This is a genomic window from Nocardia arthritidis NBRC 100137 (genome assembly GCF_001612765.1).
Classification (GTDB): domain Bacteria; phylum Actinomycetota; class Actinomycetes; order Mycobacteriales; family Mycobacteriaceae; genus Nocardia; species Nocardia arthritidis.
On record NZ_BDBB01000001.1, the window covers coordinates 164571 to 177741 of the forward strand.

A 13171-nucleotide genomic window follows, 5' to 3' on the forward strand; every position below is an offset into this window, starting at 1 on the left:
GACCGGCACCGACCGACCGCTCATGATCTCCGTCTCCAATTGAGTGGGCTCATGCCTCTCCTCGTCCTGAGCCGACTCAGATCAGCGGCGAGTCGCATCGTTTCAGCCGCGCTACCCTCAGCTCTTATCAACGGCATCTCGAATGGCAACATATCGCGCAGTCTGTGCGCAAAGGCCATCGCCACTCGACCTATCTCTCGTCCGACGCCGACCTCACCAGGATCCATCGACTCCCATTTGCGTACGGCCTCGGCTACCGGATCGTCTGAAAATGCGATGCTTGCATCCAACTCTATTTCCTGGGTATCGACCGCATTTTTCCGGTAGATCAGCTGACACTTGTAGACAGACCGCAGCATCATGATGCCGACCTCTGCCATCAGCGGTTCATCATCCGCCGCCTCCGCAGCACGCAGATCATCGATGGCGCCTTGTACTTCGAGTGCATAGGCCCAACATGAATTCGCTCCGTTCTGCAACAGCCAGTCGATGGTGCGGCGCCCGGGTTCACGGTCTGTCATCGCACCAGGTCCTCTCGCAACAGTTCGTTGTCGATGCGCAGGTCGAGGAAACCGGCACCGATCAATTCCAAGAGACGCTTCGGGCCGATTTCGGTAAGGTAGCCGTCCATCGACGACCGACCCGGAGACGAAAAACCATCGATCACATCACCCTGACGGCTACTCAGGTAGCCGAGACTCCGGAGACGAAAAGATGTGGATCCGTTTCCGGTTTCGACTTTTACATACGAACTCGGGGGACCGATAGCGATACCATATGCTTCGAAAAATTGACGAACCGACGATACGTCCACAATCCCGCTCGGCCATCCGAGACTGTGCCGACGTAGGCACGCACCGAGCCATTTCCAACCGGTGGTCAGGTCACCGACAGCTCGCAACGAGAACTCAGCAGCCGCACGCTGCACCCGTGTCCACAAATACGCCACCCCGGTTGCCGGCATATCCGCGATGGACGCCGCCTCCGCCAACGCCACAGCGACAACGAGTCCATCCAGTGCGTCTTTGCGCAGCCATGCGAGAGCCAGGCCGCAGGCTCTGTCGTCGATCAGCGGGTCGACTCCCCCGTAGAGCGGCATCGCCGCGACCCATCGCGACAGTCTTCTGCGCAGCCCTCGGCTAGGGCCGGCGGAAAGGGCCAGACTGCCGAAGGGGTACTCGGCGGCCTCCACAGCTTGAAGCTGGTGGCAAATTTCCGTCAGCTGCCCAGCGGGGTATACGGCGACATCGACGGTCGTAGTCCCGATCCAGTACAGCGACGGCCGCACGGCCGTACCGCTGCCCGAATCGAACACATGGATGTCGACGTCGCTGTCCCGGTTCCCGACGCCAAAGGCGAGCGAACCGGTCAAGTATGGCCGAGTCCCATCCGCATTCAGTATCGGAACCTCCCGGAGCAGGTCATCCGCGGTCAGGCCGACCATGGCGAGCGACTCCGACACGTCGCGGGGGCTGCGATACACGAGGTCGCTGCGATCGTGCTCGGTGCGATTCATCTGGTACCTCGACATCTGCCAGGCTCTGCAGCGCAGAGCTCTGCTACGGCTGGGCGCATTCGGTGATCCCCTGAGTTCGTGATGAGGCCGCGTCGCGTGACGATCGGCGAGTAAACGTCCCTCGACCGCGTTCGATGGTGAGAATCGCATCGGCATCCGCGGCCATCGCAGCCCGGTGACCCAGCACGACGAGTGTTACGCCCAAACCTTTGATGCGCTCGAATATTTCTCGTTCGGTATCGGGATCGACCGCACTCGTCGCTTCGTCGAGGATCAGTATCTGCGGCCTCTTGACCAACACGCGGGCCAGAGCTATTCGTTGTCGCTGTCCTCCCGATATACCGGTGCCGCCGGCTCCGAGAATCGTTTCGTACTTCATCGGCAGGCCTGATATGAATCCGTCGATACCGGCTGCCGCGGCCGCCTCGCATACCTGATCGATCGATGCTTCCTCGTTGCCGAGACGGATGTTCTCCAGAATACTTCCGGACATCAGGCCGCTATTCTGGTCGACGTAGCCAATGCGGCTCCGGAAGTCCGCGGGATCCAGGTCGGCGAGGTCTCGGTCGCCGATGAATACCTTCCCGCTGCCGGGTTCGAGCAGACCGGCCAGCAGCATGCCGATGGTCGACTTGCCTGAACCGGATGGGCCGATCACGGCGAGGAACCGGCCCGGCTCGATGTCGAGGTCTATCTCGCTGATCGCCGCCGATCTCGCGCCGGGATAGGTGAACGACACGGTGTCGAGGCGCACCGAGGGCGGCCGATCGAGCCAACCGACGCCAACAGCGGAATGCCGCTCGACGGGCGCGGTCAGAATGTCGTTGATCCTGGTCAGCTCCGGTATGAGTTCCACCAGTGTCGCCGCAGCCTGAGCAAGATTCGTCAGTGACGTGAACAGGCTGGCGCTGATGGCGCCGAGAGCGACGGCAGAAGCCAGATCGGAGCGTTGCTGGGTCGCTACCAGTACGCCCACAACCAGTACGGCCAGCGGGGTCGCGAACTGGAGCGTGGATACGAATGCGGCGATTCCCCCGGAGTGGCGGCGCTTACGGGTCCCCGCGGAGAGTTCCGCCGAAAAAGCGTTGGCCCACTGCGTATGCGCCGAACCCTCCGCACCCAGTGATTTGACGGTGGCGATGTTGTTGATGATTTCGGATAACTTGCTGACCGACTGGACATGGGCGTCCAGGACATCAGCCGATAGGCGCCGTTCATGCCTCCAGGACAACACGATCCTGAGTACGAGAAGCAGCACGGACGCGAAGACGACCGTCGAAAGAAGTAGCTGCCGACCTGCGATCACAACGACGTAGCCGATCACCAGAGTCGCATCGAACACCGCTCCCACGGTGGTCACCGAAACCACTTGCTTCAGCCGAGCAGTCGACCGGACGCGGTGTGCGATGTCACCGGGGTGCCTGATCAGGAAATAGCTCATAGGCAAACGCATCAGTCTGGACATCAGTGCGTGCCCGGCCTTTTGCTCGAGGAGCGTCTGGGCGGTGACGATCAAGCGGGAACGCGCGAACTGCAACAGCCCATAGACGAATATCGCGCACAGGAATATCGGCAGCTGGCCTGCTCCACCGAACAACGTCCCGTCCCGGCGCTCGACCAGGCGGCCGAGTACCAGAGGAAAAGCGAGGTTGAAGGTGAGCAACAGCGCCGAGGCAGCCAGCATCGACAGCCATTTTCCGGTCTGCGGTAGGAACTCGGCGGCGACCCGCAGTTCGTCGAAAGTCTGCCGGTATTTCTCTCCGTAGCGCCGTGCTGTCGGATTCGGGCCGAAGTCCAGAGCGATGCCTGTGAAGTTCTCGCCGGCTTCGTCCCACCCGATGCGGCGCCGGCCGACAGCTGGATCCACGATGACCAGATGTGATTGTGTGGTGCTGTCGAGAACGACAAAATGATTGAACTTCCAGAACAGGATAGCGCCGGGGCCGAGATGGCGAAGCCCCGCCAAATTGCACTTGACGCCACGGCCGTCTATTCCATATCGTCGCGCCACCCGGAGAATCGCGGAGGCCGCCGTGCCGTTCCGGCCGCTTTCGGTCTCCTCACGAAGTGTGTGCAACGAGACGCTGACCCCACGGCTGGCAAGCGTCATCCGCAAACAGGCCGGCCCGCAGTCCGCGTACCCCACCTGCGGAAAGTAGGGAACATTCGCGGACTTGCGCAGAAACCGCCTGCGCCAGAGTGGGAGCCGCCGTGGATCACGGCCGGAAATCAATGTCACACGACCGAACCGTCTCGAGCGACGATGACTTTCGAGGGCTTCCGATCGAAACCTCGACTGCTCGCTCTCGCCGTCGGGACCGCGTGTATCGACCTCGCTGGTCATCCGCCGGCCAATCGCCGCAGAAGACGATTCATGTCGGCGGACGAAAACGTTCCCGAGTTCATATGAACCGCGATGCTGAGCGAGGTTCCCTGATCCCGCACTCGCAGCAGCACGGGCCTGGCGGATGCTCTACGAGCAGCGAATTTGGTGACCTTAACCGGCGAAGGCTCGGGCTCGGATCCACCGCTCGTGGAGTCATCGGTGAAGTTGTAGGCGGGAAACGGGCGCTGTGGTATCCCGCAAGCCCGCTCCGCGGTGCGCAGGGCGTAGCTGTCGATGCCTTGGTATGCCGATCCGCGCATCAGCTTGGCCGTGGTCTGTCGCCGCCATTCGTCATTCGACAGGTCGAACACGAGTGGACGTAATGTTGTGAACATTCCGATCTGATTTTCGAATTTGTCCGGGCGGCAGGTCATGAATGTGTCGACCAGCGTTGTTCGTGGCACGTACTGCTGCCACTCCGACAAGAAACGCTGCAGAAACAGCGACGCCATACTCCACCCGCCGTCAGGTATCGATTCGCGAAGACTGCGATAGTCCGCACCGACTATCGCGATCCGACCCCGATGCGACCTGGAGGCAGCAAAGCACGGGTGCCCCTCGAAGGCGTTTCTATGATTGGATAGTTCACGCTTCCAATACCTGGCAGCGGCGGCTTTCTCGGCCTCACTCGGCCTCGTTGCCGCGACGGCGGACTGATATTCGTCCAATTCCGCCAGGAAAGGCGAGACGGCGGCGGGGCCCATAATCGCGGCGACCAGGCGGTTCAACAGAACCTGCATGGATCGCCGGTCGAACGCCACCTGCTGCAGTGAGATCACCAGATGATGTCGGCCGCCGGAGTTCTTAATCAAGGTCAGCTTGTAAACTCCGCGAGTATTCCAATCCCATGCCACAGCGTCTCGATGTAGGATGAGGTCCATGTAGCGCTGAACCGCGATGTCGTCTGCATCCGAAACATCTTGTAGTTCCAATGCTACACGATTCTCGCCATAATCTTCGATCTCCTGCTCGTACCCCGCCTCGGCCGATCCGTGGAACTTCAGACGCAATGCCGAGCAACTGCGCACCGTCTCGTGCACACCCCGAAAGATATCTCGCGGATCAACCGACGGCGCAAATTCCAGGACGAATCCTATATGACTGCTAGACGAACCCGGCCGTTCCTGTTCCAATAACAGGTCGGCCTGCCCGGCCGTGACCGGAAAACGCATCAATTCTCCTATTATCATCGAAGGGCTCTGGATGCCCGGGCATCCAGAGCCCGCGAACCGCCGACCTACTTCATCACAGGACACGGCGTGACGGTGCCGCCGACGATGTCGTCCAGGTCAATGTCCTCGATGGTCGTGATATCGACCTTCTGGAAACTGAGCTCCATGATTTCCACCCCCTCTCATATGCGCGATTGTCAAGGCCGGGTAATCGACCTCAGTCGAAGCTCCTAGTGACCATTATTTGCTATCGCTATCGCGCAAGGCAGATTTCATTGCCGGGCGCAGAATTGTCGCCCATCCTCAAAAAGGACTGCATACACAGGCTCCACCCCCGTTCTACGACCATCCCACCCGCGGAATAAATCCGCCTGAACCGCATAGTAGTCCATCACATCGCGCTTGGCCACACTCGATGTGACTGAACACGTGGACTTTTCGTAACCCGTGCTACCTCGGTAAGCCGGTCAGTCTGTAGGAGTGGCCGATGCACGGCCACGGGAAACACGTCAGGCGCGGGACGGGCGCCTGACGCTCCCCACGGCGCCCCGGACAGCAGGCGAGCACCGACTCGCGGACACTCAGCCCCGCGTGAGCAGCCGCTGGGCGATCGCACGGGCTCGGGCGGCAGCGTCCGGAGTGCCCTCGCGAACGGCGGTGACGATCGCTCCGTCCACCAGGAGCGCGAGCTCGGCGGCCAGCTCGGCGGCGTCGGATCTGCCCGCATCGGTCAGGAGTTCGGACAGATACGCGATCACGCGCCGCTTGTGGCGATCGGCGGCCCGATGGGCGGCGCTGTCCCGATCGGCGACCTCGACCATGGTGTTGATGAACGCGCAGCCGCGAAAGTCCTTGCGGGCGAATCGGTCCGCGAGGGCGTCGAAGACGGCGAGTGGGCGCGCGGCCGGATCGTCGGCAGTCGTCTCGACCGACTCCCGCAGCCAGTCCAGCCAGCGGCGGTCACGATCCTCCAGCACCGCGACGACCAGATCGTCCTTGCTCGCGAAATGGCGATAGAAGGAGGCGCGGCCCACGCCGGACTCCTGGAGCAGGCGATCGATGCCGACGGCACGAATGCCTTCGGCATAGAACAGTTCTTCCGCCGTGGTGAGCAAGCGCTGCCTGGCCTGGGTTGCCATGGTGCCACCCTAGCAGAACGGAACCGATCAGTGCCGTCTTGCTTGACCGAAACGGAACCAGTCAGTACCGTCTCATTTCGGCACCGATCGGTACCGTTTGTCCGAGCTGGAGGCTTCGATGTCCCGCCTGCCCCTTGTATCCACCGACTCCACCGATGCCGAGCAGGCCGACCTGCTCGCCGAGGTACAGCGCCAGCTGGGCCGCGTCCCGAATCTCTACGCCGCCATGGCGAACAGCCCCGCCGCCCTGCGGGGATACCTCAACCTGCGCGACGCGCTGACCAGGGGAAAGCTTTCCGCCCGGGTTCGCGAGCAACTCGCGCTGCTGGTAGCCAGTGAAAACGGTTGCGACTACTGCACCGCAGCGCACACCATGCGCGCCGAGCGGATGGGCTTCACCGAGCAGGCGATCGCCGACACCCGCGCTGCGCGCGCCGAGGACCCGCACACCGACGCGATCCTGCGCGTCGCTCGGGACATACTCCGGTTTCGCGGCCGGATCGACGATGCCGCGCTCGCCTCGGCCCGTTCCCGCGGCGTCAGCGATGCGGAACTGGGCGAGATCGTCGGCCACGTCGCACTGAACGTCTTGTCCAACTACTTCAACCACGTCGCCGAGCCGGAACTCGACTTCCCTCCCGCGACGCCGACGAAAGGTTCTGCGATGGAGGCGAAATGGCGGCCCGCGAGCAAAGTGACCCTGGTCGAGGGCTACTCCCTGCTGGACCGGGAGGGGCGGACCACACGCACCGTCGATGACGTGCACATCGCGATCGAAGGCGGGTTCCTGCACGTCAAGGTCTCCGACGCCGCGGAAGTGCAGGTGGTCTCGGCGCCCGCCGTCGCACTGGTGACCTACCGCGCATCCTGACCGCCGACCAGCGAGCCCGGTCCGCAGCCCATCGCGGACCGGGCTTTCGTCTGCGCGGGGACTTGACATGTATATACCCTAGGGGGGTAGGGTAGATTTCGAAGCAAACGCCCACCACACGAGGAGAGCGACCATGAGCACCACCACCGTGACCGTCACCGGGATGAACTGCGGCGGGTGCGCCGGCTCGGTCCGCACCGAGATCGGCCGCATCTCCGGCGTCGAGTCCGTCGCCGTCGACCTCGCCGATGGACTGGTCTCCGTCGAGAGCGCGACCCCGATCGAACGCGCCGAACTCACCGCGGCCGTGACCCGCGCCGGCTACGCGGTCGCCGACTGACGGACGGAGCACTCCGATGAACGCATCCACCAAGTTCGGCGGCTTCGCCCTCGGCCTCGCCGCGGTCTTCGGGATCGCCCTCGCGACCGGTTCGCTCATCGGACCGGAACCCGCCCACGACTCGACCGCACACGACACCGGCTCCGCCGACCAGGGCGAGGCCCGCGCACTACCTGGAGGAATGATGGCGACCGACCGCGGCTACACCCTGCGGCTGGATACCACCCAGACCACCGCCGCGGCGAACGTGCCGCTGCGCTTCACCATCCTCGACCGCGACGGAAAAGCCGTCACCCGCTACGTGCGCAGTCACGACAAGGACCTGCACCTGATCGTCGTGCGCCGCGATTTGGCCGCTTTCCAGCATGTGCACCCGGTGCTCGAGGCAGGCGGAACCTGGAGCGTCCCGCTCGATCTCACCCGCGCCGGTGACTACCGGGTGTTCGCCGACTTCACCCCGGAGGGTGGCGACAACCTGACACTCGGCGCGGACCTGCGGGTAGCGGGCGTCTACGACCCGCAAAAGCTGCCTGCGGCGACTTCCACCGCCACCGTCGGCGACTACACCGTCACGCTGGACGGTGCAGTCGTACCGGGCCGGGCTTCGACGGTGACGCTCTCGGTGAACCGTGCGGGCAAGCCGGTGAGCGACTTGCAGCCCTACCTCGGGGCTTACGGCCACTTGGTGGCCCTGCGCGCCGCCGACCTGGGTTACCTGCACGTCCATCCGGAAGGCCATCCCGGCGACGGCGTGACCGCGGCCGGACCGGGCATCACCTTCGCGGTTACGGCGCCGAGCGCCGGCGACTACCGCTTATTCCTCGACTTCCAGCACGAGGGTGTGGTCCGCACCGCCGAATTCACCCTGACCGTCGCGCCGGGTACCCCCGCCGTAGACGCGTCCACTCACAACGAACACACTGGTCAGCAGCAGGCGCCGGACGGCCACGCGCACTGACCCGACGACCGTCCGCGCACAGAACGGAGCACCACGATGACCACCGCGACACAACCGCCGCCCGCCGGGCAGGTCGAACTCGTGATCGGTGGAATGACCTGCGCGTCCTGCGCCGCCCGGATCGAGAAGAAACTCAACAAGCTCGACGGCGTCACCGCGACGGTCAACTACGCGACCGAGAAGGCCCGGGTAGAGGTCACCGGCAGCGTCTCGCCGGACGAGCTGATCGCCACCGTCGAACAGGCCGGTTACACCGCTGCCCTGCCCGCCCAGCCGGAGCGCTCGGAGGAGGCCGAGACCGAGGAAGATCCCGCCGCCGCCCTGCGCACCCGCCTGCTGGTGTCGCTGGTGCTGTCGGTGCCGGTGATCGCCATGGCGATGATCCCGGCGTTGCAGTTCACCAACTGGCAGTGGCTGTCGCTGACCCTGGCCGCCCCGGTGGTGGTGTGGGGCGCGCTGCCGTTCCACCGTGCGGCATGGACCAACCTGCGCCACGGCACCGCGACCATGGACACCCTGGTCTCGATGGGGACGCTGGCCGCACTGGGCTGGTCGCTGTACGCCCTGTTCTGGGGCACCGCAGGCACGCCGGGCATGACGCACCCGTTCGAGTTCACCATCTCGCGGATGGACGGCACCGGCAGCATCTATCTCGAGGCCGCGGCGGGCGTCACCACGTTCATCCTGGCCGGACGCTTCTTCGAGGCGCGCGCCAAGCGGCGTGCGGGCGCGGCGCTGCGGGCTCTGCTCGAACTGGGCGCCAAAGAGGTCTCGGTGCTGCGTGACGGAACCGAGCAGCGTATTCCGGTGGAGCAACTGACCGTCGGCGACCGGTTCGTGGTGCGTCCCGGCGAGAAGATCGCCACCGACGGCATCGTGACGGAAGGTTCCTCGGCCGTCGACGCCTCGATGCTCACCGGTGAGTCGGTGCCGGTGGAGGTCGGCCGAGACGACGTCGTGGTCGGCGCGACCGTCAACGTCGGCGGGCGGATCGTGGTGCGTGCCACCAGGATCGGTTCGGACACCCAGCTCGCGCAGATGGCGAAGCTGGTCGAGGACGCGCAGACCGGCAAGGCGCAGGCCCAGCGGCTGGCCGACCGGATATCCGGGATCTTCGTACCGATCGTGATCGCGCTGTCGGTCGCGACGCTGGGCTTCTGGCTCGGTACCGGCGGATCGGTGGCCGCGGCCTTCACCGCGGCGGTGGCGGTGCTGATCATCGCCTGCCCGTGCGCGCTCGGGCTGGCCACGCCGACCGCGCTGATGGTCGGCACGGGACGGGGCGCGCAGTTGGGCATCCTGATCAAGGGCCCCGAGGTGCTGGAATCGACCCGGCGGGTGGACACGATCGTGCTGGACAAGACCGGCACCGTCACCGCGGGCAAGATGACGCTGCTCGATGTCGTCCCCGCCGAAGGCGAGCAGGTCCCCAGGATTCTGGAACTGGCCGGAGCGCTGGAGGATTCCTCGGAACACCCGATCGCCCAAGCCGTCGCCAAGGGCGCCCGCGAGCGGGTGGGCGAGTTGAAGCCGGTCGAGGATTTCGCCAACGTCGAGGGCCTGGGTGTGCAAGGCATGGTGGACGGCCACGCGGTGCTCGTCGGCCGCGCCCGGCTGCTCGCCGACTGGTCACAGCACCTCGACGACGATCTGACGCAGGCGATGCGCGCGGCCGAAGCCGAAGGCAAGACCGCCGTCGCGGTCGGCTGGGACGGCAAGGCGCGCGGTGTGCTCGTGGTGGCCGACGCGGTGAAACCGACCTCCGCCGAGGCGATTTCCCAGCTGCGCGCCCTCGGTCTCACCCCGATCATGCTGACCGGCGACAATCGGGCCGCCGCCGACTCGATCGCCGCGCAGGTCGGCATCGATGAGGTGATCGCGGAAGTGCTGCCGCAGGACAAGGTCGACACCGTCAAGCGGTTGCAAGCCGAGGGCAAAGTGGTGGCGATGGTGGGCGACGGCGTGAACGACGCCGCGGCGCTGGCCCAGGCCGACTTGGGCCTTGCCATGGGCACCGGCACCGACGTGGCCATCGAGGCGGGCGATCTGACCTTGGTGCGCGGCGACCTGCGGGCGGCGGCGGACGCGATCCGGCTGTCGCGTCGCACCCTCGCGACCATCAAGGGCAATCTCTTCTGGGCCTTCGGCTACAACGTGGCCGCGATCCCGCTGGCCATGGCGGGCCTGCTGAATCCGATGCTCGCGGGCGCCGCGATGGCGTTCTCCTCGGTCTTCGTGGTCAGCAACAGCCTGCGGCTGCGCGGCTTCCGCTCCACCGCGAACTGACGAAAACACCGGACGGGACGGCACACGTAGTGTCGTCCCGTCCGGGCATCCGCCAGGAGGTCTCCATGTCGGCAATCACCGAAGGCGCGGCGCGAGCCGCGCGGCATCCGGCGGCACGCGCGGCGGCCAGATGTCTCGCCGCGTGCCTGGTCGCGGCAGCGGCTCGAGTTCTAGGCTCGAGCGCCGCGGATCCCGGCAAAGCATGCGCATAACGCCATGGGCGAGCGTACCCCTGGCACACCGAAATCCGAAATGAAATCTCGCTCAGCCGCGCAGGGTGGTGACCGTGACCAGCGAGGGCTGGACGGGCGACCCGTACACCTCGATCGACACCCCGCCGGTCGGGGTTTCGCTGGCCCACCGGGCGTGCTCGTTGATCCCCTCGCCGAGCAGAGCTTTCGCTCCGGGAGACCAGGCGAGGGCCACCTGGCTCAGCGCCGGTCCGAGGTTCAGGTTCGCGATCGCCGCGGACTCACCGTTGTCGAAGTAGACCTCCGTGCCGCCGGGGAAAGGGTTCACCGCGACCGCGGACGCACTCGCGCCGCCGAACGCGGCGGCCGATCCGCCTGCTACGACCGCTACCAAGACCGTCATGACCCGTTGACGCATCCGAATTTCCTTTTCGTGTAAGCACACCGGCCGACCGGCCGGTCCTGTCACCCTTGCCGAGCAGGCACCGTTCGGCAATTCGATGTGGCGCTGATCACAGGTACCCTACGGCGTGCGCTCGTCGGCCACGAACGTACCGGCGTAATCGGTGGCCCATTCGGCAAAACTCCGGGCACGCCCGAGAATTCGGGCCACATCGTCGGTGACGATCGCATTGTGTCCGGCGCGCACATATGCCTGCCCGGCCAGCGCACCGTCGGCGAATTCGGCGGACATTCCGGACGCGAGCATATGTGCTCTTGCTTCGGTTTCGGGAATATCGGTCACGTCGACGGGATGGCCGGTAACAGTAGCCAGAATGGCGGCCAGGTCGTGCGTGGTGAGCAATTCCGGCCCGGTGAGGGTGTAGGTCCGTCCCGCGTGACCGGCGGAGGTCAGCGCCTCGACCGCCACCCCGGCGACGTCGCGTGGATCGATGACGCCTTGCGCCGCGTCACCGGTCATGTTCGGCACCGGCTGCCCGGCACGGATCGCGGCGGCCCAGCTCAGGGTGTTGGAGGCAAACGAACTCGGGCGCAGGATGGTCCAGTCGACGCCGCTCTCGCGCGCGGCCTGCTCACCCGGCAGATGCCAGGTTCCGACCCGGCCGAGGCCGGTATCGCCGGTGCCGATCGCGGAGAGTTTGACGATCCTGCCGACGCCCGCATCTCGAGCTGTCGCGATCAGCGCACGGTCGGTCTCCGCGTACTCCGGACCCAGCACGCCGACGATGAACGCGGCCTCCGCGCCGACCATCGCCTTCGCCATGGACGCGAGGTCGGTGTAATCGCCGCGCACCACGTCGACGCCTGCGGGCACCTCGGCCCGATCCGGGTCACGAGTGACGGCGCGGATCGCGGTTGCGCGCATGCTGAGCTGCCGGACGATTTCACTGCCGATGGTGCCGGTCGCACCGGTGATCACGATCATGGGAACCACCGTGCCGGGCATTCGCGCAGGTCTCTAGGAAATTCCGGCACACCTGCGGAGGGCGCGACTGCATACAGTGGATGCCGTGACCACCCAGCTGCGCCCGCCCGTCGTGACCGCCGAACTGGTCGAGACGTCCGAGCCCGCGCCGGAGTCGCTGCGCCCGTGGCTGGCCGAACTCGGCCGCATCCCGACCGTGCTCGACCTATCCGAGCCGTTCGCGCACGTGCCGCAGACCGCCACCACGATCGTGCTGCGCACCGAGCACGCCGATATCGGTGACCGCCGTGTCGCGCTCGTCGTCGGGCCGCAGACCAAGGCGAGCTACTCGCGGGCGAGCAAACCCGCGGGCTGTGTCCGCTTGCGGCTCGCCCCGGGCGCGGTCCCGGCGCTGCTCGGCGTTCCGGCGGCCGACCTCACCGATCGCGTGCTCCGGCTGGACGATCTGCCCGGGCCGGTCGGGCAGCTGGCCGCCGCGCTGATCGAACTCGACCACGACGAGGTCGTGCCGTACCTGGAGAACGAGCTGCCGCGCCGCATCCCCGACGATCCGGTCCGGCGCGCCCACCGCAGACTCCTCACCACCGCCGTAGCGGTCATCGCCGCCGACCACCCGCTCTCCGTCACCGAATTGGCCGCACGCCTCTCGGTCAGCGAACGCCAACTTCGCACTCTGTTCACCAATGGCATCGGCGTCTCCCCCAAACACTTCGCACGCATCAACCGAGTCCGCCAGGTCCTGTCCCGGACCGACGACGCCCCGTTGGCCGATATCGCCACCGGCACGGGCTACTACGACCAGTCCCACATGACGGCCGACTTCCGCAGCCTGATGGGCGTCCCGCCCACCTCATACCTCCGAGGTGAGGTCCCGGCCCCTTCCCCGTGCCGCGCACTCACCCGTCGCCGCTGACCGGGGCGCCAT

Annotated in this window: 12 protein-coding genes; 5 read left to right on the plus strand and 7 right to left on the minus strand. The window is 65.7% G+C overall.

Going from position 1 to position 13171, the window contains the following annotated elements:
* Positions 1 to 20: 20 nt before the first annotated feature.
* The 5 genes from NA8_RS33360 to NA8_RS00755 all read right to left on the minus strand — a co-directional run bounded on the left by NA8_RS33360 (position 21) and on the right by NA8_RS00755 (position 6213).
* Positions 21 to 521, minus strand: a complete 501-nt coding sequence (locus NA8_RS33360; protein ID WP_063048377.1) for a hypothetical protein — start codon at positions 519 to 521, stop codon at positions 21 to 23.
* Positions 518 to 1516, minus strand: coding sequence for a hypothetical protein (locus NA8_RS00740; RefSeq protein WP_157106446.1), 999 nt, complete (start codon positions 1514 to 1516; stop codon positions 518 to 520). Before NA8_RS00740 ends, NA8_RS33360 begins: the two co-directional genes overlap by 4 nt.
* A 43-nt stretch (positions 1517 to 1559) precedes the next feature.
* A complete protein-coding gene (locus NA8_RS00745) occupies positions 1560 to 3860 on the minus strand; it encodes a peptidase domain-containing ABC transporter (RefSeq protein ID WP_084466410.1) in 2301 nt (766 codons plus the stop codon).
* Positions 3857 to 5074: a condensation domain-containing protein gene (locus NA8_RS32315; protein ID WP_169810433.1), complete on the minus strand. Its 1218-nt coding sequence runs from the start codon at positions 5072 to 5074 to the stop codon at positions 3857 to 3859. The genes NA8_RS00745 and NA8_RS32315 overlap by 4 nt, the downstream gene beginning before the upstream one ends.
* Before the next feature lie 581 nt (positions 5075 to 5655).
* Entirely contained in the window at positions 5656 to 6213 is a 558-nt protein-coding gene (locus NA8_RS00755; protein WP_063048381.1) for a TetR/AcrR family transcriptional regulator, read from the minus strand.
* 118 nt (positions 6214 to 6331) lie between these two features.
* Here NA8_RS00755 and NA8_RS00760 point away from each other — a divergent pair, with 118 nt between their 5' ends.
* The 4 genes from NA8_RS00760 (at position 6332) to NA8_RS00775 (ending at position 10668) form a co-directional block, all read left to right on the plus strand.
* Positions 6332 to 7084, plus strand: a complete 753-nt coding sequence (locus tag NA8_RS00760; protein ID WP_063048498.1) for a carboxymuconolactone decarboxylase family protein — start codon at positions 6332 to 6334, stop codon at positions 7082 to 7084.
* 133 nt (positions 7085 to 7217) lie between these two features.
* Positions 7218 to 7424: a heavy-metal-associated domain-containing protein gene (locus tag NA8_RS00765; protein WP_063048382.1), complete on the plus strand. Its 207-nt coding sequence runs from the start codon at positions 7218 to 7220 to the stop codon at positions 7422 to 7424.
* Between the two features lie 16 nt (positions 7425 to 7440).
* Positions 7441 to 8382: a DUF8832 domain-containing protein gene (locus NA8_RS00770; RefSeq protein ID WP_063048383.1), complete on the plus strand. Its 942-nt coding sequence runs from the start codon at positions 7441 to 7443 to the stop codon at positions 8380 to 8382.
* A gap of 36 nt (positions 8383 to 8418) precedes the next feature.
* Positions 8419 to 10668: a heavy metal translocating P-type ATPase gene (locus NA8_RS00775; protein WP_063048384.1), complete on the plus strand. Its 2250-nt coding sequence runs from the start codon at positions 8419 to 8421 to the stop codon at positions 10666 to 10668.
* Positions 10669 to 10932: 264 nt separating this feature from the next.
* On the opposite strand, the gene NA8_RS00780 is transcribed toward NA8_RS00775, so the two are convergent.
* Both NA8_RS00780 and NA8_RS00785 read right to left on the minus strand, forming a co-directional pair.
* A complete protein-coding gene (locus NA8_RS00780; protein WP_157106447.1) occupies positions 10933 to 11277 on the minus strand; it encodes a hypothetical protein in 345 nt (114 codons plus the stop codon).
* Positions 11278 to 11382: 105 nt separating this feature from the next.
* Entirely contained in the window at positions 11383 to 12246 is an 864-nt protein-coding gene (locus tag NA8_RS00785; RefSeq protein WP_063048499.1) for an NAD(P)H-binding protein, read from the minus strand.
* An 85-nt stretch (positions 12247 to 12331) separates the two neighbouring features.
* On the opposite strand from NA8_RS00785, the gene NA8_RS00790 reads away from it, so the two are divergent.
* Complete coding sequence (locus NA8_RS00790) at positions 12332 to 13159, plus strand: helix-turn-helix domain-containing protein (RefSeq protein WP_157106448.1); 828 nt, start codon at positions 12332 to 12334, stop codon at positions 13157 to 13159.
* Positions 13160 to 13171 lie beyond the last annotated feature (12 nt).

What these genes read in the sequence shown, in the direction of transcription:
- NA8_RS00765 (WP_063048382.1), top strand. Translation starts at nt 7,218, where the DNA reads ATGAGCACCACCACCGTGACCGTCACCGGGATGAACTGCGGCGGGTGC.
- NA8_RS33360 (WP_063048377.1), bottom strand. Translation starts at nt 521, where the DNA reads ATGACAGACCGTGAACCCGGGCGCCGCACCATCGACTGGCTGTTGCAG.
- NA8_RS00755 (WP_063048381.1), bottom strand. Translation starts at nt 6,213, where the DNA reads ATGGCAACCCAGGCCAGGCAGCGCTTGCTCACCACGGCGGAAGAACTG.
- NA8_RS00775 (WP_063048384.1), top strand. Translation starts at nt 8,419, where the DNA reads ATGACCACCGCGACACAACCGCCGCCCGCCGGGCAGGTCGAACTCGTG.
- NA8_RS00785 (WP_063048499.1), bottom strand. Translation starts at nt 12,246, where the DNA reads ATGATCGTGATCACCGGTGCGACCGGCACCATCGGCAGTGAAATCGTC.
- NA8_RS00760 (WP_063048498.1), top strand. Translation starts at nt 6,332, where the DNA reads ATGTCCCGCCTGCCCCTTGTATCCACCGACTCCACCGATGCCGAGCAG.
- NA8_RS00740 (WP_157106446.1), bottom strand. Translation starts at nt 1,516, where the DNA reads ATGAATCGCACCGAGCACGATCGCAGCGACCTCGTGTATCGCAGCCCC.
- NA8_RS00780 (WP_157106447.1), bottom strand. Translation starts at nt 11,277, where the DNA reads ATGCGTCAACGGGTCATGACGGTCTTGGTAGCGGTCGTAGCAGGCGGA.
- NA8_RS00745 (WP_084466410.1), bottom strand. Translation starts at nt 3,860, where the DNA reads ATGACCAGCGAGGTCGATACACGCGGTCCCGACGGCGAGAGCGAGCAG.
- NA8_RS32315 (WP_169810433.1), bottom strand. Translation starts at nt 5,074, where the DNA reads ATGCGTTTTCCGGTCACGGCCGGGCAGGCCGACCTGTTATTGGAACAG.
- NA8_RS00770 (WP_063048383.1), top strand. Translation starts at nt 7,441, where the DNA reads ATGAACGCATCCACCAAGTTCGGCGGCTTCGCCCTCGGCCTCGCCGCG.